Raw genomic sequence first — 19854 nt, 5'->3', positions numbered from 1 at the left:
CAGCTCCGCAGTTATAGGAATGATTGCGGTAGTGTAGCGAAGTTACAGCGAAGCAGGGGCGCGATTGATGAACGGCGCATAAAAAAACCGGCCGCTGTTTCCAGCGACCGGTTTTTTACTACGCTGCCAGCGTTACTTCTTGCCGGCGCGTTTACGATCGTTTTCAGTCAGGTGTTTCTTGCGCAAACGGATCGATTTGGGCGTTACTTCCACCAGCTCGTCGTCGTCAATAAACTCCAGCGCCTGCTCCAAGGTGTGCTTGATGGGCGGGACCAAAGGAATCACTTCGTCTTTGCCAGACGCGCGCATGTTATCCAGCTTCTTACCCTTGGTCGGGTTGATCACCAGATCGCTATCGCGGCTGTGAATGCCACACAACTGGCCTTCGTAAACAGCCTGGCCCGGGTCAAGGAACAGCTTGCCGCGGCTTTGCAGGGTTTCCAGCGAGTACGTCAGCGCTGTGCCTGTGGCCATGGAAACCAACACGCCGTTCTGGCGACTGGTGACATCACCGGCCTTGATCGGGCCGTAATGGCTGAAGGTTGAGGTCAGGATACCGGTGCCGGATGTCATGGTCAGGAACGAGTTCCGGAAGCCAATCAATCCACGGGCCGGAATGGTGTATTCCAAGCGCATGCGGCCTTTACCATCGGGAACCATGTTGGTGAGTTCGCCCCTGCGCAATCCAAACTGCTCCATCAAAGGGCCCTGGTGCTGCTCTTCGATGTCAACGATGACATTTTCATAGGGCTCTTGCTTTACGCCATCTACGACCTTGATGACCACTTCCGGGCGACCTACGGCCAGCTCGAAGTTTTCACGACGCATGTTTTCAATCAACACCGACAGGTGCAGCTCGCCACGGCCAGACACCTTGAACTTGTCCATGGTGTCGCCGTCTTCAACCCGCAGGGCCACGTTGTGCAGCAGCTCTTTTTCAAGGCGGTCTTTGATGTTACGGCTGGTCACGAACTTGCCTTCTCTTCCGCAGAAGGGCGAATCGTTGACCTGGAACGTCATGGATACGGTGGGCTCGTCAACCGTCAGCGGCGGCAGAGCCTCTACATTATTGAGGTCGCACAGAGTATCGGAGATGTGAATCTGATCCAAACCGCTGATACAAATAATATCGCCGGCCTGGGCTTCGTCCACTTCAACCCGATGCAGGCCGGAGTGGCCCATAATTTTCAAAATACGGCCCTGGCGCTTTTTGCCGTCGGCGCCGACGGCAATCACCTGTGTGTTGGTTTTTATCTTGCCGCGGGCAATACGACCAATACCGATAACGCCCAGAAAGCTGCTGTAGTCCAGTTGCGAGATCTGCATCTGGAAGGGACCTTCCCGATCAACATTAGGTGCCGGCACGTGGTCAACGATGGCTTGGAATACCGGATCCATGTTGTCGACCAGATTTTCATGCTCCAAACCAGAAATGCCGTTAAGCGCACTGGCGTAAACAATCGGGAAGTCCAGCTGTTCGTCGGTAGCACCCAGGCTGTCAAACAGGTCAAATACTTGCTCTACAACCCAGTCCGGGCGGGCGCCCGGGCGGTCAATTTTGTTAACGATGACAATCGGACGCAAACCGGCAGCAAAGGCTTTCTGGGTTACAAAGCGAGTTTGTGGCATCGGGCCGTCGATGGAATCAACCACCAGCAGCACACAATCCACCATGCTCATTACGCGCTCTACTTCACCGCCAAAATCGGCGTGTCCCGGAGTGTCTACAATGTTGATGTCGTAGCCGTTCCATTTCAGCGCGGTGTTTTTGGCCAAAATAGTGATGCCACGTTCTTTTTCCTGATCATTGGAATCCATGACGCGCTCGCTTTCGAGCTCTTTACGGTCAAGGGTGCCAGAGAGGCGCAGCAGTTTGTCGACCAGCGTGGTTTTACCATGGTCAACGTGGGCAATAATGGCGATATTACGAAGGTTCTCAATCACAACTTTAGTCCTGCGGCGTGCTTACAATGACCTGAGAGGGCTTTAAGAAGGCTGGGCCTCACCTAGACCGTCTCAAATCTATAAAATGAACCCATTCGCTGGCACTGGGCGTGGCCAGGCTCCGGCACAAAGTAATCGCCAGAGCAATGAGGGTCGCGCATTATAGCGAAAAGTCGGTTTCGATAATATGCGCGTGAATGTTTATTTCTTAAACAATTTGCGCACCATTATCAGGCGAAAAACCGAAAGCTGCACAAATCTGGTGCAAAGGTGGCCGTTTGTGGACCTTAGTCAGCACTTACACCCCGCGCGCTAACCCGCAATTTTGTAGAGTTCAGACCCATAGGCTTGGCCACATTGAAACTGGCAAGCTGTTTGCTTAGCATTATGTAAAGGCCGAAACTACACTCGTGACAAGGCGACTAAAACCGGTTAAAAGGAAGGTAACCCACACAGGCATTTGCTAAGCTGCGCAAATCCTGGAACAGATGGTCTTCCACAACCCCCAACGGAGCATGCAGATGTCCAAAACCATTGATTTGATCACCCAGCACGATGCAAAGTGGATCGACTTACGTTTTACCGATCCCCATGGCAAAGAACATCACGTAACCATACCGGCCACCGAAGCCTCTGAAGACTTTTTCATCGACGGCAAAATGTTCGATGGTTCTTCGATTTCTGGCTGGAAAAGCATTAATGAATCGGACATGATTCTAATGCCGGATGACTCCAGCGCAGTGGCTGATCCCTTTACCGAAGAATCCACCATTAACATCAGCTGCGACATTGTGGAACCCACCACGATGCAAGGCTACGAGCGCGACCCTCGCTCAGTAGCGCGCCGCACCGAAGAATACCTGAAGTCTACCGGCATCGCCGACAGCGCTTTGTTTGGCCCCGAGCCCGAGTTCTTTGTGTTTGATTCGGTGAAGTGGAAAACCGACATGCAGGGCTCGATGTACGAGATTCATTCGGAAGAGGCTGCTTGGTCGTCCGGCAAAGATTTTGATGGCAATAACACTGGCCATCGTCCGCGTGTAAAAGGTGGCTACTTCCCGGTGCCTCCGGTCGACAGCCTGCACGACTTGCGTGGTGCCATGTGCGGCGCCATGGCTTCTATGGGCTTGGAAATTGAAGTGCATCACCATGAAGTGGGCACTGCTGGCCAGTGCGAAATTGGCGTTGGCGCTGCTACCCTGACCCGCAAAGCCGATGAAGTTCAAATTCTGAAATATTGCGTGCACAACGTAGCCCACGCCTACGGCAAAACCGCGACGTTTATGCCCAAGCCTGTGGTAGGTGATAACGGCTCGGGCATGCACGTACACATGTCGATGAGCAAAGATGGCAAAAACCTGTTTGCCGGCGACAGCTATGCAGGTCTGAGCGAAATGGCATTGTTCTATATTGGCGGTATTATCAAACACGCCAAAGCGATAAATGCTTTCACCAACCCCGCCACCAACAGCTACAAGCGTTTGGTACCGCACTATGAAGCCCCGGTTATGCTGGCCTATTCTGCCCGCAACCGCTCAGCTTCTATCCGTATTCCCTACGTTAACAGCCCGAAGGCACGCCGCGTTGAAGTGCGCTTCCCAGACCCGGCAGCTAACCCTTACCTGGCATTTTCAGCACTGATGATGGCTGGTCTGGACGGTATTCAGAACAAGATCCATCCTGGCGATGCCATGGACAAAGATCTTTACGATTTGCCAAAAGAAGAAGCTCTGGACATCCCGAAAGTGGCCGAGACCCTGCAAGAAGCGCTGCAGTGCCTGGAAGCCGATCACGAGTTTCTGACCCGTGGCGGCGTGTTTACCGAAGACATGATTCGCGCTTATATTGACCTTAAGCGCGCTGACGTAGAGCGTATGAACATGACCACTCACCCGGTTGAATTCGAACTCTACTATTCTTGCTAAACAGGTGACACCACACAGATGATACATCGCCAGCGCTCGGGGTAACTCAACGCCCAGGCGATGGCACAAAAAACCGGAGCGGCTGTCCATCAGCTTCTCCGGTTTTTTTGTGTCTGTGATTTTTTTATGTCTGCATGGCCATTCAGCGGCGTTGAAATAAAGCGCCCAGGCGCTGATAATCAAGCTTATATACAGTCCCGAGGAAAGCGTATGAAACCGGCCATTGTGATTGCTGCTGCAACCCTGTTGCTGATCAACGGAGCGGCGCAGGCCGAGGTGTATCGCCAGATAGACGCCCAAGGCAATGTGACTTTTTCTGACGAGCCCTCTTCTGGAGCCGAAACCATACAGGTAAGGCCGGTAACAACCATTACGCTGCCGAAAATGCAGGATTTAGAACAGCTTGATCAGCCGCAGCAGCAGGAACAGCCGCCAAGCTCCCTTTATGAGCTGGTGAGGATTGTTTACCCGCGCAATAACGAGGCGTTCCACAGCGGCAATGGCGACGTAGAATTCAGCGTAATCAGCAGCCCGCAACTGCGCGATGGGCACAAGTACGAAGTAACCCTGGACGGCCAGCCCGTGGGCCAAAGCACATCAGGCACTATTTTGGTGCAGAAGATTGACCGTGGCACCCATCAAGCCGGAGTCAACATCGTGAACCGCAGTGGTGTTCAGGTTGGCTCGGGCACTGGCATTACCTTCACCATCCACCGCCCTTCCCGCCTAAACTGAGCGTTCGCCCGGATGTGATTAACACTGATGGCTCTTAGCCTGGCCCGGTTCTTGCTGTTCTTAGACCAAGGCCGTCTGCCAAAACCAGACCCACTCAAATACAGCGAACCCGCTTGTTATGGCTAACGCTTCAAACTCGGTGACCGGTTACCCACACATTGTTGACAGCCTGAGCACCGCTCTGTTGGTAATGGACTGTAATCTGCTTATTCACTATATGAACCCAGCTGCCGAAAACTTGCTGGCAGTGAGCGCAACTCGCAGCCATGGTATGGCTTTCAGCGATATTGTGCTGGTTGCCGGCGATACCGAATGCCGGCTGAAAGCAGCAGCCGACCACGGGCGGTCTTTCAGTCAGCATGAAGCTGAGTACATGTTGATGAACGGCGCGCGCATGATCGTGGATTACACGGTAACGCCGATTAACCCGGAAGGTGATTTGCTGCTGGAAATCTGGCGCCGCGACCAGTTACTGCGCATTAATCGTGAAGAAGACATCCTGTCGCAGCAGGAAACCAATCGGGTGCTGGTGCGCGGTATGGCGCACGAAATCAAAAATCCTCTGGGCGGTATACGCGGCGCCGCGCAATTGCTAGACCGCGAGTTGCAGAGCGCCGAACTGCGCGAATACACTCAGGTGATCATCGACGAAGCCGATAGGCTACGTAGCCTGGTTGACCGCATGCTGGGGCCCAACAAAGCGCCCAGGCTCATTCGCACCAACATCCACGAGGTTCTGGAGCGGGTGCGCGCGCTAGTAGAGGCCGAAAGCCACGGCAAACTGACGTTCAAGCGGGATTTCGACCCCAGCCTGCCGGAGTTCTGTGCTGACCGCGAACAGCTGATTCAGGCATTTTTGAACATTGCCCGCAACGCGATGGAAGCTTGCCTGGAAAGCCCTGACGGGCCCGGCAACTCTGACAGCTTTAATAGCCAGCACAACCGTGACAACTCTTCGAGCAACACCAGCGAACCGGCCACCATAACCTTCCGCACCCGTACCCTGCGCCAGTTCACCATAGGCCCGGTCCGCCACCGTTTAGTCTGCCGGATAGACGTCATAGACAACGGTCCGGGCATCAGCCCACAGCTGCAACAGAATATTTTTTATCCGATGATCAGCGGGCGCGCCAGCGGTAATGGCCTGGGGCTGGCTATTACCCAGAGCATTATTGGCCGCCACCATGGACTGGTGGAATGCAACAGCGAACCCGGACACACCAACTTTGTTATTTATCTGCCCATCGAGGAGTGCACATGAGTACGTCTACAGTGGCCTGGATTATTGATGACGATCGCAGCATCCGCTGGGTACTGGACCGAGCGCTGACCCAGGCCGGGCTGCGCACCCGCAGCTTCGACAACGGTGACAACATCATGCGCCAGCTCGAGCACGAGCAGCCCGACGTCATCATCAGCGACATTCGCATGCCGGGCATAGATGGCCTGAGCCTGTTGGCGCGCATTACCGAGAGCCACCCCGGCCTTCCGGTGATTATCATGACCGCCCATTCTGACCTGGAAAGCGCCGTAAGCAGCTACCAGACCGGCGCGTTTGATTACCTGCCAAAACCGTTTGACCTGGACGACGCCGTGGCTCTGGTTCGGCGCGCCGCCGGCCACAGCCGCGAACGTCGCGCAAAAACCGACAGCGTTCATGACAAGGCCGCAGACAGCGCCGAAATTATTGGCGAAGCGCCGGCCATGCAAGAGGTGTTTCGCGCCATAGGCCGGCTGTCGCACTCTAATATTACCGTGCTGATTAACGGCGAAAGCGGCACCGGCAAAGAGTTGGTGGCACAAGCCCTCCACAATCACAGCCCGCGCAACGGGCAGCCGTTTATTGCGTTGAATATGGCCGCGATTCCAAAAGACTTAGTAGAGTCAGAGCTGTTCGGCCACGAGAAAGGCGCGTTCACTGGCGCTGCAGCTACGCGCCAGGGACGCTTCGAGCAAGCCGACGGCGGCACCCTGTTTCTGGACGAAATTGGTGACATGCCCGCAGACAGCCAGACCCGCCTGCTGCGAGTTTTGGCCGACGGTGAATTCTACCGGGTGGGTGGCACCTCAGCGGTCAAGGTGGATGTGCGCATTATTGCCGCCACTCATCAAAACCTGGAAACCCTGGTGCAGGCCGGCAGCTTTCGCGAAGACCTGTTCCACCGCTTGAACGTGATACGCATACACTTGCCGCGGCTGACCGAGCGCCGCGAAGACATACCGCAACTGCTAAGCTATTTTCTCAAACGTGCGGCAAAAGAACTGAATGTAGACGCCAAGCTGCTGCGCCCAGACGCCGAGGCTTACTTGTCTACCCTGCCCTGGCCCGGCAATGTGCGCCAGCTGGAAAACACCTGTCGCTGGTTAACGGTGATGGCCAGCGGCCGTGAAGTTCACGTCGACGACCTGCCGCCAGAGCTGCGCCAACAAGCGGCCAGCAGCGCCACCGGCAAAACCTGGCAGGAGGCCCTTAGCCTCTGGGCGGAACAGGAGTTCAAGCGCGGCCGCAGTGATCTGTTGACCGGCGCACTGCCAGAATTTGAAAAAATCATGATCAACGCAGCCCTACACCACACCGCGGGCCGCCGCCGTGACGCCTCCCTGTTACTGGGCTGGGGCCGCAACACTCTAACCCGTAAAATCAATGAACTGGAGCTGAACTCGGCGGATTCACCGGACTAAGAAAACTCCAATGACGGGTCTTGGGGACAGATTTCAAATCTGTCCCCTGTCTTGTTCTCTATTCCCGGTCTTGCTCAGTCTGCAAACAGCCCCTCAACCACCGCAAGTCGCCTGTCCTGCTCCGCAGTCAGCTTTCCAGCGGCGGATGCCACCCGATGAATCACACTCAGCGCCTTGTCTTTGGACTGAATTTCAACAAACAGCATTGCGGGGATGGCATCGAGCGCGGCCTGCTGGTCAAGTCGCAGGGCAAAAAACTGCTCGCGCACGGTTTTCTTAAACGAGCCAAGCGAGAGCGTGCTGTATTCGGCACGCATCTCACACAGGGCGTTAAAGGCCCGCTCATCAACTCCACCTCCACCCATTGAGATATACACAAGACTGCGAACCACGGCTTCGTGCACTCCACCTTCACCAATGCACCCGTGGTTTTCGGCCATGCAACGTTCAACGCGCGCGACACTTTCCGGCGTCTTGCCAGGGTGTGGACGAGGAGGCCCGTCTGTGGTTTTCAGACCCGCCATCGCCTGAACAGCAGGGGAACCGTAGAACGTCATAAAACAGCGTTCGATGGCGCCATCACGAAAGTCACGGAAGCCGTCAAGTGCCGCTACCACAGAACCGGAATAGTTTTCCTGCTGCTTAACAAGCCAGTTATCATCAGATACTGGCTTTCGTGCCTTCCTTACCCGCTCGGCCAGGTCCGCAAGCGTTGTCATCAGCGGGTTAAGCTCAGAGAACACGTGATAAGGCAACTCGGCTGGCGTTAACCTATGCAGCCACTCCATCACATCTGCATTGGACTGGGCGCTCACAGCAGCGACTAATCTGGCTTGGGCGCGCACCAAGGGCTGCAGCAGTATGCGATAAAACCCTAGGTTGATATCGGACACCCGTTTGACCGTTGCGAAGCGTCGCTCGTCGTCCAGGCTTGGCTGAACAACCGCTGCCACGTCTGCCAACGAACGCGGTTCGAAGCGCACCAACCAATCGCCCTCAACCCACTGCGGGTTCATCGTATCGTCGGCCTTTGGCGTCATAACCGCTTCATAGAGCCCCGGGGGCAGAATATCGATAAGATCGATATTTGATGAAAACTCCTGATGCTGCTTGCGGGCAACGCTGCCGGAAACAAAGATTCCAAGATGACCAACGCTTTCGTGAATCGCGTAGACGATGGTCTGGCCGGCTGCGAAAATGTCTTCGTCCGAACTGTATAAATCACAAATCCAGCCCAGCGCCTGGGATGGCGGAGTGATGTTGTCGCCCTCAGAGCAGAAGCATAGAATCGGCGAACGGATATTACGCAGATCAATCCTGGTGCCATCCCCGCTGACCAGTTCTGCCGTTGCCATCCGGTTACCAATAAACAGCTCGTCGACAATCCACTGCATTTCCTCGGCGGATAAATCCACATGGCCACCCCACCATTTTTCGAACTCGAGGAATCTTGGCGCCTCGGTGTCGATATTGGCCCAGAGGTGATGGTACTTGCTCCAAAGGGTGTTGGCAGGGTCAAGATTATCAAAACCACTGACCAGATGACCGCCATCAAATTTTCCACCACCCATGTCACTGGTTAGTGCTGTCAGCCAACTACCGCCCACCATTCCGCCGAAGTAACGGGACGGATTCTGCCCTTTCAGACCGGCCCAGAACGACAGCGGAGTTCCTGCGATAATAATCGGCCCAAACAACTCCGGCCGCACAGCCGCCAGCATCATCACCGCCCAGCCCGCCTGGCAGTTCCCGATAATGCAGGGTTTACCCTCTGCTTCGGCGTGACGGGCAATAACCGCCTCCAGAAAATGCCCGTGGGCGTGCATAACGTCGTCGATAGTCTGGTGTGGCAGAGGGTCTGGTGTGAAGCCCACGAAATAGCAGGTATGCCCGACCTTCATGGCCACGCCCAGCTCGCTGTCGGCCTTAAAACCGCCGATTCCAGGCCCTTGGCCTGCGCGGGGATCGAACACGACGAACGGCCGTTTGAGCGGGTCAATCGCTACACCGGCGGGAGGCTCGATGCGGGCAAGCCAGAAATTGGCGGGGCGCTGAAAGTTTCGCGCATCCAGAATTATTTCAAGATCAAACCCCAGCACGTGCGGTATTGTCATCGCTTTGTGCCGGTAATACTCTTGACTGCGTTGGCGCAACACATCGCAAAACAAAACGCTGCGCTGTAGCGCATCGATTGTGTATTCCGTGATGGCATGCCAGCGGGGAGTGACTGCAGACTGAGAATTCGCACTCATTTATTCGCTCCTAAATCCGCCTAACGGGGCACTAAAAGTTTCAGCAAGTAACGCTGATTCTTTTTGTAGCGCAGGCAACCCCTCGTGGACTGCAAAAAACCCCGCAAAAGCGGGGCCTTAGAACTGAATGTAACGCCAAACGTTACACTATTCATCACCTATCGGCTAAAACGGAATATCATCATCAAAATCATCCACCGGATCTGGCATGGTGTTTTTCTGCGGCGATGACGGAGCGTTGGCCGGTTGCTGATTGTAATTTTCGTTCTGGGAGCCCTGATTATAGCCGCCATCGTCTTGCGGAGGCTGATTGGCATTCTGTGGACGCGCAGGCGCCTGCTGCGGGCGATTTTGCGGCTGGCCTTGGCCTTGTTGGCCTTGGTTCATGCCGCCGCCGTCACTATTGCGGCTGTCCAACATCTGCATCTGGCCGCTGATATCCACAACCACTTCGGTGGTGTAAACGTCTTGGCCGTCCTTGTTCTGCCACTTGCGGGTTTGCAGTTTGCCTTCAACATAAATCTTCGAACCTTTGCGCAAGTACTGACCCGCTACTTCCGCCACTTTGCCGAACATGACAACTTTGTGCCATTCGGTTTTTGGCACCATTTGACCGGTTTGACGGTCTTTATAGCTTTCGTCGGTGGCTATACTCAGATTAACCACGGCGTTGCCGTTGGGGGTATAACGGGTGTCTGGGTCTTGCCCCAAGTTGCCAATTAGAATGACTTTATTGATGCCTCGTGCCATGTTCTGCTCCTGAATAAAGTTTCGTGGCGGCTCGCGCTCCTTGCGCGCCGCCAGAATTTCACGGCCTGTCAGTTTGCTGCACAAATTCCGTGTCGGCAAGCAAGGCCTCATCAAAAAACTGCCGGTCTATCTTCAGATAGGCAGTCGCTGCTTCTTCCATTATAACCACATCTTTTACGCCCGGCAGGGCGCGTAGAAAACTGTCTACATCGCTATAGCTGAGCGTTGCTTCTGGCTCTAACTTTACCACAAAACCACTGGTATACCCTGGTGCCGGCATAGTCAGCGCCACCAGCAGCCACACCACCAGTACAGCCACCATTAATCCCAGCACGCCGGTTACGCCGACCTGTTGCAGCAGGTAGCCGCCCAAGGCCCCGCCCAGAAACGCACCCATAAACTGAGAGGTAGAATACACCCCCATCGCCGTACCCTTGCTGGCCGCTGGCGCCTCTTTACTAAGCAGCGACGGCAAACTGGCTTCCAGTAAATTGAACGCCATAAAAAAGAAAAACAGCATAAACCAGGCGGCCAGCAGGCCTTCGCCCACTCCCGACAGGGCCGCGCAAGACAAAGCCAGCAAGGCCACGGCGCCGCACAGCACCGGCTTCATTTTGCGCTTTTTCTCGCCAAAAATAATGAACGGCACCATGGCAACAAATGACGTCAGCATCACGCTCAGGTAAAACCACCAGTGTGAGCCGCTGGGCAGGCCCAAGCGATCTTGCAGCAAAGAGGGGAAAACCAGGAACAGCGCGGTAAGCACCAGGTGCAGGGAGAAAATACCAAAATCCAATCGCAACAGGCGTTGGTCTTTCAACACCCGGCCCACCATAGCCCGGGCCGGTTGTTGCTCTGCACTGACTTTTCTTTGGTGGGGAGTAGGCACCAAGCGCCAAACAACCAAGAGCGCGATCAATGCCAGTGCGGCGGTCAGGTTAAAAATGCCCGACAGGCCCCATCGCGCGCCCACGAGCGGCCCGAGAACAAGAGACACGGAAAACGAAATACCGATGGAGATACCCACCGTGGCCATAGCCTTGGTGCGTTGCTCTTCGCGGGTCAGGTCGCTCAGCAAAGCCATCAGTACGCTGGCAATGGCACCGGCACCCTGAAGAATCCGACCCAGAATCACAACGTATATTGACTCAGCTGAGCCGGCCAACAGACTGCCCGCCGCAAATAGGATCAAGCCAAGGTAGATCATGCGCTTGCGCCCGACCCGGTCAGACAGCAAGCCGAACGGAATTTGCAGCAGTGCCTGGCTTAACCCATAGGCGCCGATGGCAAAGCCCAGCAGCGCGGGTGTTGCGCCTTCAAGCTCTCCGCCAAGCAGCACAAACACTGGCATAACCATGAACAGCCCGAGCATACGAATGGCGTACACCGACGCCAAAGCAGAAACCGAGCGTTTTTCAAGGGCGTTCATGGAACATTTCCTCAGACGTTAGCAGAGACTAAAATCAAGCGCCGTAGTGTAACAGAACCGCCCCGGCCGGCGCGAAGCCGTATTACACAGCCGCAGCACTCACAAGGTAGCTGCAGAACGCGGTATACTCATCACTTTTTCCTCGCGAGGTTATATGGACCATATCCAGATCAAGGGTGCCCGCACCCACAATTTGAAGAACATCGACCTGGATATACCCCGGGACAAACTGATTGTGATTACCGGTTTGTCAGGCTCTGGCAAGTCATCACTGGCGTTCGACACTCTTTACGCCGAAGGCCAGCGGCGCTATGTGGAATCGCTGTCGACCTATGCCCGCCAGTTTCTATCAATGATGGAAAAACCCGACGTGGACCATATTGAAGGGCTTTCGCCGGCCATTTCTATCGAGCAAAAGTCCACATCCCATAACCCGCGCTCTACTGTCGGTACAATTACTGAAATCTACGATTACCTGCGTCTGTTGTTTGCCCGCGCCGGCGAACCTCGCTGCCCTGACCACGGCCAACCGCTGGAAGCGCAAACCGTGAGCCAAATGGTGGATCAGATTTTAGCGATGGAAGAAGATTCGCGGTTAATGATTCTGGCCCCGGTGATTCGCGACCGCAAGGGCGAGCACCTGCAAGTGGTTGAAACCATGCGCAGCCAAGGCTTTATACGCCTACGGATAGACGGCACTGTTTACGACATTGATGACGTCCCGGCTTTGGACAAAAAGCGTAAACACCATATTGATGTGGTGGTCGACCGCTTCAAGGTCAAACCCGGCCTGGAACAACGCCTGGCCGAGAGCTTTGAAACTGCTCTGGCCCTGGCAGACGGCATAGCGCTAGTGGCCGCCATGGATGGCAGCGGCGAAGACACCACACTGTCAGCTCGCTATGCCTGTAACCAGTGTGGTTATGCCATCAGCGAGCTAGAGCCACGACTGTTCTCGTTCAACAACCCAGCAGGCGCCTGCCCGACCTGCGACGGACTTGGCGTAAAGCAATTTTTCGACTCCGACAAAATTATCCAACATCCAGAGGCCAATCTTGCCTCCGGCGCCATCAAGGGCTGGGATCGCCGCGCGGTGTATTACTTCCAGCTTCTTAGCAGCGTGGCCGAACACTACAATGTTGATTTGGACACTCCCTGGTGCGACCTGCCCGAGCCGTTGCAACAGGTGATGCTGCATGGCTCCGGCGGCGAGGACATTAGCTTTCGCTACGTAAACAGCCGCGGCCACATCATGGAACGTCTGCATTCGTTCGAGGGCATATTACCCAACCTGGAACGGCGTTATCGTGAAACCGATTCCCAAAGTGTCAGGGAAGAACTGGCCCGCAACCTTAGCACCCAGCCGTGCAAAGACTGCGGCGGAACGCGCTTACGCCGTTCAGCACGCAACGTGTTTATCGACAACAGAAACCTTCCCGCCATCGCTCACCTGCCAATTGGCGAGGCACATCGATACGTTAGCCAACTGACACTATCGGGCGCTAGAGGCGAAATTGCCGAAAAAGTTCTGAAAGAGGTCCGCCAACGCCTGCAGTTCCTGGTGAACGTGGGGCTGGAATATCTGTCCCTTGAGCGCAGCGCCGATACACTCTCCGGGGGTGAAGCCCAGCGTATACGCCTGGCGAGCCAAATTGGCGCCGGCCTGGTGGGCGTTATGTACATACTTGACGAACCGTCCATTGGCCTGCACCAGCGTGACAACGACCGCCTGCTGGAAACTCTTTACCACCTGCGCGACTTGGGTAACACAGTCATTGTAGTCGAACACGACGAAGACGCCATACTGGCGGCAGACCACGTAATCGACATAGGCCCGGGCGCCGGTGTACACGGCGGGCAAATCATCGCCCAAGGCAAACCGGCAGACATACTCGCAAACCCCAATTCACTGACGGGCCAGTACCTTAACGGCACCAAGTTCATCGCCATACCCGAGAAGCGCAACTCCGGGTCCGGCGAATACCTGAAACTGACCGGTGCCAGCGGCAATAACCTGACCAACATTGACCTAGCCATCCCCCTAGGCGTAATGACCTGTATTACTGGTGTTTCCGGCTCTGGCAAATCCACGTTGATCAACGGCACCCTGTACCCGATAGCGGCCACGGCATTGAACAAAGCCACAACCCTAAGCCACGGCCCTTACGCCAGCATTGAAGGGTTAGACCTGCTCGACAAAGTCATCGACATCGACCAAAGCCCGATCGGCCGCACACCCAGATCCAACCCTGCCACCTACACAGGGCTGTTCACCCCTATCCGCGAACTGTTTTCCGGCACCCAGGAAGCACGTTCAAGAGGTTACAAGCCTGGCCGTTTCTCCTTCAACGTCAAGGGTGGACGCTGCGAAGCCTGCCAGGGCGACGGCGTCATCAAAGTTGAAATGCACTTCCTGCCCGACATTTACGTACCCTGCGACGTCTGCAAAAGTAAACGCTACAACCGCGAGACTCTGGAAGTGCGCTATAAGGGCAAAAACATCCATGAAGTACTGTCTATGACAGTCGAAGAAGGCCGCCAATTCTTCGATGCTGTGCCCTTCCTGGCTAGAAAACTTCAGACTTTAGTGGACGTGGGCTTGTCGTACATCCGTCTGGGCCAAAGCGCCGTTACGCTATCCGGCGGTGAAGCCCAACGGGTGAAACTCGCCAAAGAGCTGTCCAAGCGCGACACTGGCCAAACCCTGTACATTCTAGACGAACCCACCACCGGCCTACACTTCTATGACATCCAGCAGTTGTTAACCGTATTGCAGCGCCTACGCGATCACGGCAACACCATCGTGGTCATTGAACACAATTTGGACGTCATTAAAACTGCAGATTGGATAATTGACCTGGGCCCCGAAGGAGGTTCCGGCGGCGGCCTGATCGTCGCGGAAGGAACGCCAGAGCAAGTAGCAGAAAACAAAGCCAGCCACACTGGTCGCTACCTAAAACCCTTGCTAGAAAAGCAAAAAGAGGCTCAACGATCTTAGGTAGCAGATAGGGGCAGGTTTGAAACCTGTCCCTTGAATGACTCAAGATCGGGGACGGATTTGAAATCCGTCCCCGATCTTGTTTTAGCCCGACACTTCACCCAGCCCAACCTCTATTGAGCAGTCTGAACAAACCAGCCACTTTCCCGCAGACGAAAAAAAACCGGCTACCAAAAGGTACCCGGCTTTCTTCAGACAAATAAAGGTTTATAACAACCTACTACTCGTCAACTTCTTCCGCTTCAATATCCAGCGGACGACCGATCAGCTCAACATATGCCATAGGGGCATTGTCGCCTGGGCGGAAACCGCACTTCAGGATACGAAGATATCCACCCGGACGCTCGTTGTAACGGGGACCCAACTGAGTAAACAGCTTGGCAACCGCTGCATCGTCACGCAGACGTGCAAACGCCAAACGACGATTCGCGACCGAATCTATTTTTGACAGAGTAATCAAAGGTTCCGCTACCCGACGAAGCTCTTTAGCCTTCGGCAACGTTGTTTTGATCAACTCATGCTCAACCAGTGACGCAGACATGTTACGAAACATGGCCTTGCGATGCGCACTGGTCCTGTTGAACTTACGACCACTCTTACGATGACGCATTGCTCTGATTCCTTAGCTTAACTAATCGGCGATTAACCGCCCAGAACCCGGTCATCACCACGAAGGCTTGCCGGCGGCCAGTTATCAAGACGCATTCCCAGAGACAAACCACGGGACGCTAATACGTCCTTGATCTCTGTCAGCGACTTTTTACCCAGGTTAGGCGTCTTCAACAGCTCAACTTCTGTGCGCTGAATCAAATCGCCGATGTAGTAAATGTTCTCAGCCTTCAAGCAGTTGGCGGAACGTACTGTCAGCTCTAGATCATCAACCGGGCGCAGCAGAATCGGATCAATTTCTTCCTCTTCCTCCACGCGCTCTGGTTCTTTTTCATGATCAAAATCAACAAACACGGCCAATTGCTGCTGAAGAATAGTAGCGGCCCGGCGAATTGCTTCTTCCGGATCGATAGTACCATTAGTCTCCAGATCAATAACCAGCTTGTCGAGGTCGGTACGCTGCTCTACCCGTGCACTTTCCACAGAATAAGCAACGCGTCGAACCGGGCTGAACGTAGCATCCAACTGCAGACGTCCGATGGCACGAGTTTCGTCCTCATCCAGACCGCGCTGATCAGCAGGCTCATAGCCGCGACCGCGGGCAATGCTCAGACGCATGTTAACTTCACCATTCTCGCTCAGGTGACAGATAATGTGTTCTGGATTGGCGATCTCGACATCATGATCCAACTTTATATCTCCGGCTGTAACAACACCCGGACCCTTCTTGCTGAGCATAAGCTCGGCATCGTCACGGCCGTGCATTTTTACAGCGACGCCCTTAAGATTCAAAAGAATCTCTATGACGTCTTCCTGGACACCTTCAATGGCGCTGTACTCGTGCAACACACCGTCAATCTGCGCTTCGGTAACAGCGCAGCCCGGCATCGAAGACAAGAGAATACGGCGTAACGCACTGCCCAGAGTGTGGCCGAAACCTCTTTCAAGAGGCTCCAAGGTCACCTTGGCACGCGTGGAACCGGATTCCTTCACGTCAATGGTACGAGGTGTCAATAACTCATGTACTGAACGCTGCATAGACGCCCCTATCTGCTATCGTTGCTAACTGGGCTTTACTTAGAGTAAAGCTCGACGATGAGGTTCTCGTTGATGTCGGCCGGCAATTCAATCCGTGTTGGCACTGAACTGTAAACGCCGGACATCTTAGTGGCGTCGACATCTACCCAGCTCACCGCTGCGCGACCGGAGGCCAAATCCAGAGCGCCTTTAACGCGCAACTGGTTTTTGGCTTTTTCACGCACGCTCACAACATCACCTGGCTTGACCTGGTAGGAAGGAATATTCACAACCTTGTCGTTGACCAGAATTGCCTTGTGAGAAACGAGCTGGCGGCACTCCGCGCGGGTTGAACCAAAACCCATGCGGTAAGCAACGTTATCAAGACGCGCTTCCAAAAGTTGCAACAGGTTTTCACCCGTTACGCCTTTCAGGCGAGCCGCCTCTTTATAATAGTTGCGGAACTGCTTTTCCAGTACGCCGTAAATACGACGAACTTTCTGTTTTTCCCGCAGCTGAACGCCGTATTCCGACAAACGACCGCGACGCGCACCGTGCATACCCGGGGGGGTTTCAAGGTTGCACTTAGTGTCGAGAGCGCGAACACCGCTTTTCAGAAAAAGATCTGTCCCTTCACGACGAGACAGTTTGCACTTCGGGCCTATGTAACGAGCCATAATTACTGTCTCCTGTGTTAGACGCGGCGCTTTTTAGGCGGGCGACATCCGTTGTGGGGAATCGGCGTCACATCTGTGATGTTGTTGATCTTGTAGCCGCACGAGTTAAGCGCACGAACTGCAGATTCACGACCAGGGCCGGGGCCCTTGACTTCAACATCCAGGTTTTTAAGGCCGTATTCAGCAGCCGCATTACCGGCTCTTTCAGCTGCTACCTGCGCAGCAAAAGGTGTACTCTTACGTGAACCGCGGAAACCAGAACCACCAGCAGTGGCCCAGGACAATACGTTGCCCTGGCGGTCCGAAATGGTCACGATAGTGTTGTTGAAGGAAGCGTGAATGTGCGCGACGCCATCAACAACCGTTTTTTTCACCTTTTTACGGGTACGTGTACCTGGCTTTGCCATGTTTGCCTACCTGTTACTTACGAATAGGTTTGCGCGGACCTTTACGGGTGCGGGCGTTGGTCTTGGTGCGCTGGCCGCGGACTGGAAGCCCATGACGGTGACGCAGACCACGGTGACATCCGAGATCCTTCAAACGCTTGATGTTCATCTGTACTTCACGACGCAAATCGCCTTCGACGGAGCCTTTAATCACATCAGTACGAAGTGATTCCAGCTGTTCGTCAGTCAAGTCTTTGACTTTGACGTCCGGCTTAACGCCGGTTGCATCGCAAAGCTTTTGAGCTGTTGTTTTGCCTACACCAAAAATATAGGTGAGCGATACAACAACATGTTTGTGATCGGGTATATTGACACCGGCTATACGTGCCATCCAAATTACTCCGCGTTCAAAGCTATGCTGTGTGAATTATCCGCCACTAAAAGGGCGCGAAATAATAACGCCTGACCCTGCTTCGAGTCAAGCGCCATTATCGTACACCTTTTACAAGCAAGGGTTTTTCCCGAAGGAATTAACCCTGACGTTGCTTGTGGCGAGGCTCCGAGCAAATGACCCTTACGGCGCCATTGCGACGAATTACTTTGCAGTTACGGCAAATTTTCTTTACCGAAGCGCGTACTTTCATTGTCGACTCCAGTTTTCAAGGGGAACGGATTTACCCGTTCCGACCATAGCCCTTGAGATTGGACTTCTTCATCAGCGATTCATACTGGTGAGACATCAGATGCGACTGAACCTGAGCCATAAAGTCCATCACTACGACTACAACAATCAGCAGAGACGTACCGCCCAAATAGAAGGGTACATTCCCGGCCACCATCAGGAACTGAGGGAACAGGGAAACTGCTGCTATGTACATTGCTCCAAACAATGTCAAACGGGTAAGAACGCCATCAATGTACTTGGCTGTCTGCTCACCCGGACGAATGCCCGGAATAAAAGCGCCTGAGCGTTTGAGGTTATCCGCGACTTCCCGTGGATTGTACATCAGAGCCGTATAGAAGAAGCAGAAAAATACCACTGCTGCCGCGAACAGAATAATATACAAGGGCTGACTGGGCGCAAGTGCCTGGGAAATATCGCTCAGCCACTCCATGCCTTCGCCCTGACCAAACCACTGACCCAGCGATGCCGGGAACAATAGAATGGACGATGCAAAAATGGGCGGAATAACACCGGCCATATTCACTTTCAAGGGCAAATGGCTAGACTGCTGGGCAAATACCCGGCCACCCTGCTGTCTCTTGGCGTAGTTAATCGTCAATCGGCGCTGACCGCGCTCCATGAACACCACGAAACCGATGACGGCAATAGCCAGAACACCGATACCAAGCACCAACAACAAGCTCATCTCACCGTTACGGGCCTGCTCCAAAGTCTGACCGATCGCACCGGGTAACCCGGCAACGATACCGGCGAAAATCAACAGTGAAATGCCGTTACCGACACCCCGCTCGGTGATCTGCTCGCCCAGCCACATCATGAAGACTGCACCACTAACAAACGATACAACTGCCACAAAGTGGAAGCTGAGAGTGTCATTGAAGGTGACGCCCTGCGACGCCAAACCGACAGAAATACCAGCACCCTGAAGCAGGGCCAGGATTACGGTACCGTAGCGCGTATATTGACTGATCTTACGACGACCCGCCTCACCTTCTTTTTTCAGCTGCTCCAGCGTCGGATTGACCGCTGTCATGAGCTGCATAATAATAGAAGCCGATATATACGGCATGATACCCAGCGCGAAGATACTCATGCGCTCAAGTGCACCACCGGAAAACATATTGAACATACTCAGGATTGTGCCCTGATTCTGCTCAAACAGTGCAGCCAAGCGGTCGGGGTTTATACCAGGCACCGGAATATGGGCACCGATTCGGTACACAAGCAATGCCAGAAAGACAAACCAGAGCCGCGAACGCAGCTCTGCTAGTCCTTTACCCGCGCCCGCAGGCAATGATGCTGTCTTGGCCATTTAGTCCTCGACTCGCGTTAGTCTTCTACTTTGCCGCCCGCGGCGATAATCGCCGCGCGTGCGCCTTTGGTCACTCGCAAACCCTGCACAGTCACTGCACGGTCAATTTCACCGGACAACATGACTTTTGCATCGCGAATTTCGTCGCGAATGATGTCTGCTTTTTTCAGAGCGTCAAGATCGACAACATCGCCTTCTACCTTCGCCAGTTCGTTCAGACGAATTTCAGCAACGTAACGCTGCTGACGGGACGTGAAGCCAAACTTCGGCAAACGACGTGCCAACGGCTGCTGACCGCCCTCAAAACCAGGGGCAACGCTGCCGCCGGAACGGGCTTTCAGACCCTTATGGCCACGGCCACAAGTTTTGCCGAAACCACAACCGATACCACGACCAACGCGCCTTGCGTTGGGGCGTGAACCGGGTTCTGGAGCTAGTTCGTTTAGACGCATC

Annotated in this window: 17 protein-coding genes; 5 read left to right on the top strand and 12 right to left on the bottom strand. The window is 54.5% G+C overall.

Annotated features, from left to right (window positions below):
* Nucleotides 1-132: 132 nt before the first annotated feature.
* The gene (typA, locus tag ABA45_RS03380; protein WP_048384322.1) at nt 133-1944 is read right to left on the bottom strand and encodes a translational GTPase TypA; all 1812 of its coding nucleotides are present in this window, start codon (nt 1942-1944) and stop codon (nt 133-135) included.
* Between the two features lie 521 nt (nt 1945-2465).
* Between typA and glnA the strand changes: the two genes are divergently transcribed.
* The 4 genes from glnA (at nt 2466) to ntrC (ending at nt 7286) form a co-directional block, all read left to right on the top strand.
* Nucleotides 2466-3869, top strand: coding sequence for a glutamate--ammonia ligase (gene glnA / locus ABA45_RS03375; protein WP_048384321.1), 1404 nt, complete (start codon nt 2466-2468; stop codon nt 3867-3869).
* 210 nt (nt 3870-4079) lie between these two features.
* Nucleotides 4080-4604 carry a DUF4124 domain-containing protein gene (locus ABA45_RS03370; protein ID WP_048384320.1) on the top strand — a complete coding sequence of 175 codons (525 nt, stop codon included), beginning with the start codon at nt 4080-4082 and terminating at the stop codon, nt 4602-4604.
* A gap of 118 nt (nt 4605-4722) precedes the next feature.
* On the top strand, nt 4723-5865 hold the full coding sequence (gene glnL, locus ABA45_RS03365) for a nitrogen regulation protein NR(II) (RefSeq protein ID WP_048384319.1): 1143 nt from the start codon (nt 4723-4725) through the stop codon (nt 5863-5865).
* Nucleotides 5862-7286, top strand: a complete 1425-nt coding sequence (gene ntrC, locus ABA45_RS03360; RefSeq protein WP_048384318.1) for a nitrogen regulation protein NR(I) — start codon at nt 5862-5864, stop codon at nt 7284-7286. The genes glnL and ntrC overlap by 4 nt, the downstream gene beginning before the upstream one ends.
* Nucleotides 7287-7360: 74 nt before the next feature.
* On the opposite strand, the gene ABA45_RS03355 is transcribed toward ntrC, so the two are convergent.
* From ABA45_RS03355 to ABA45_RS03345, 3 genes are all read right to left on the bottom strand, one after another.
* Entirely contained in the window at nt 7361-9538 is a 2178-nt protein-coding gene (locus ABA45_RS03355; protein WP_053076112.1) for a DUF3141 domain-containing protein, read from the bottom strand.
* A 165-nt stretch (nt 9539-9703) separates the two neighbouring features.
* Complete coding sequence (ssb, locus tag ABA45_RS03350; protein ID WP_048388629.1) at nt 9704-10288, bottom strand: single-stranded DNA-binding protein; 585 nt, start codon at nt 10286-10288, stop codon at nt 9704-9706.
* A 58-nt stretch (nt 10289-10346) separates the two neighbouring features.
* The gene (locus ABA45_RS03345) at nt 10347-11717 is read right to left on the bottom strand and encodes an MFS transporter (protein ID WP_048384317.1); all 1371 of its coding nucleotides are present in this window, start codon (nt 11715-11717) and stop codon (nt 10347-10349) included.
* A 154-nt stretch (nt 11718-11871) separates the two neighbouring features.
* Between ABA45_RS03345 and uvrA the strand changes: the two genes are divergently transcribed.
* Nucleotides 11872-14715, top strand: coding sequence for an excinuclease ABC subunit UvrA (gene uvrA, locus ABA45_RS03340; RefSeq protein WP_048384316.1), 2844 nt, complete (start codon nt 11872-11874; stop codon nt 14713-14715).
* A gap of 220 nt (nt 14716-14935) precedes the next feature.
* Here uvrA and rplQ read toward each other — a convergent pair whose 3' ends face one another.
* The 8 genes from rplQ to rplO form a co-directional block, all read right to left on the bottom strand.
* Nucleotides 14936-15325, bottom strand: coding sequence for a 50S ribosomal protein L17 (gene rplQ, locus ABA45_RS03335; protein ID WP_048384315.1), 390 nt, complete (start codon nt 15323-15325; stop codon nt 14936-14938).
* Between the two features lie 32 nt (nt 15326-15357).
* A complete protein-coding gene (locus ABA45_RS03330; protein ID WP_041635047.1) occupies nt 15358-16362 on the bottom strand; it encodes a DNA-directed RNA polymerase subunit alpha in 1005 nt (334 codons plus the stop codon).
* 35 nt (nt 16363-16397) lie between these two features.
* Nucleotides 16398-17018 carry a 30S ribosomal protein S4 gene (gene rpsD, locus ABA45_RS03325; protein WP_007350478.1) on the bottom strand — a complete coding sequence of 207 codons (621 nt, stop codon included), beginning with the start codon at nt 17016-17018 and terminating at the stop codon, nt 16398-16400.
* A 17-nt stretch (nt 17019-17035) separates the two neighbouring features.
* A complete protein-coding gene (rpsK, locus tag ABA45_RS03320; protein ID WP_007350479.1) occupies nt 17036-17425 on the bottom strand; it encodes a 30S ribosomal protein S11 in 390 nt (129 codons plus the stop codon).
* A 13-nt stretch (nt 17426-17438) separates the two neighbouring features.
* Nucleotides 17439-17795 (bottom strand): 30S ribosomal protein S13, encoded by a 357-nt coding sequence (rpsM, locus tag ABA45_RS03315; protein ID WP_007350480.1) that lies wholly within the window; start codon nt 17793-17795, stop codon nt 17439-17441.
* A 139-nt stretch (nt 17796-17934) separates the two neighbouring features.
* Nucleotides 17935-18048 carry a 50S ribosomal protein L36 gene (rpmJ, locus tag ABA45_RS18420; protein WP_007350481.1) on the bottom strand — a complete coding sequence of 38 codons (114 nt, stop codon included), beginning with the start codon at nt 18046-18048 and terminating at the stop codon, nt 17935-17937.
* Nucleotides 18049-18078: 30 nt separating this feature from the next.
* Entirely contained in the window at nt 18079-19401 is a 1323-nt protein-coding gene (gene secY / locus ABA45_RS03310) for a preprotein translocase subunit SecY (protein WP_048384314.1), read from the bottom strand.
* Nucleotides 19402-19418: 17 nt separating this feature from the next.
* Nucleotides 19419-19853 carry a 50S ribosomal protein L15 gene (gene rplO, locus ABA45_RS03305; RefSeq protein ID WP_014869933.1) on the bottom strand — a complete coding sequence of 145 codons (435 nt, stop codon included), beginning with the start codon at nt 19851-19853 and terminating at the stop codon, nt 19419-19421.
* Between the last annotated feature and the right edge of the window lies 1 nt (nt 19854).

This window comes from Marinobacter psychrophilus, from assembly GCF_001043175.1.
GTDB lineage: Bacteria > Pseudomonadota > Gammaproteobacteria > Pseudomonadales > Oleiphilaceae > Marinobacter > Marinobacter psychrophilus.
This window is presented reverse-complemented; position numbering and strand designations above follow the sequence as displayed.

Bases quoted from the DNA above. Each gene is read 5' to 3' on its own strand.
- ssb (WP_048388629.1), bottom strand. From the start codon at position 10,288: ATGGCACGAGGCATCAATAAAGTCATTCTAATTGGCAACTTGGGGCAA.
- rplQ (WP_048384315.1), bottom strand. From the start codon at position 15,325: ATGCGTCATCGTAAGAGTGGTCGTAAGTTCAACAGGACCAGTGCGCAT.
- ABA45_RS03345 (WP_048384317.1), bottom strand. From the start codon at position 11,717: ATGAACGCCCTTGAAAAACGCTCGGTTTCTGCTTTGGCGTCGGTGTAC.
- ABA45_RS03355 (WP_053076112.1), bottom strand. From the start codon at position 9,538: ATGAGTGCGAATTCTCAGTCTGCAGTCACTCCCCGCTGGCATGCCATC.
- ntrC (WP_048384318.1), top strand. From the start codon at position 5,862: ATGAGTACGTCTACAGTGGCCTGGATTATTGATGACGATCGCAGCATC.
- rplO (WP_014869933.1), bottom strand. From the start codon at position 19,853: ATGCGTCTAAACGAACTAGCTCCAGAACCCGGTTCACGCCCCAACGCA.
- ABA45_RS03330 (WP_041635047.1), bottom strand. From the start codon at position 16,362: ATGCAGCGTTCAGTACATGAGTTATTGACACCTCGTACCATTGACGTG.
- ABA45_RS03370 (WP_048384320.1), top strand. From the start codon at position 4,080: ATGAAACCGGCCATTGTGATTGCTGCTGCAACCCTGTTGCTGATCAAC.
- rpsD (WP_007350478.1), bottom strand. From the start codon at position 17,018: ATGGCTCGTTACATAGGCCCGAAGTGCAAACTGTCTCGTCGTGAAGGG.
- rpsK (WP_007350479.1), bottom strand. From the start codon at position 17,425: ATGGCAAAGCCAGGTACACGTACCCGTAAAAAGGTGAAAAAAACGGTT.
- glnA (WP_048384321.1), top strand. From the start codon at position 2,466: ATGTCCAAAACCATTGATTTGATCACCCAGCACGATGCAAAGTGGATC.
- glnL (WP_048384319.1), top strand. From the start codon at position 4,723: ATGGCTAACGCTTCAAACTCGGTGACCGGTTACCCACACATTGTTGAC.
- uvrA (WP_048384316.1), top strand. From the start codon at position 11,872: ATGGACCATATCCAGATCAAGGGTGCCCGCACCCACAATTTGAAGAAC.
- secY (WP_048384314.1), bottom strand. From the start codon at position 19,401: ATGGCCAAGACAGCATCATTGCCTGCGGGCGCGGGTAAAGGACTAGCA.
- rpmJ (WP_007350481.1), bottom strand. From the start codon at position 18,048: ATGAAAGTACGCGCTTCGGTAAAGAAAATTTGCCGTAACTGCAAAGTA.
- rpsM (WP_007350480.1), bottom strand. From the start codon at position 17,795: ATGGCACGTATAGCCGGTGTCAATATACCCGATCACAAACATGTTGTT.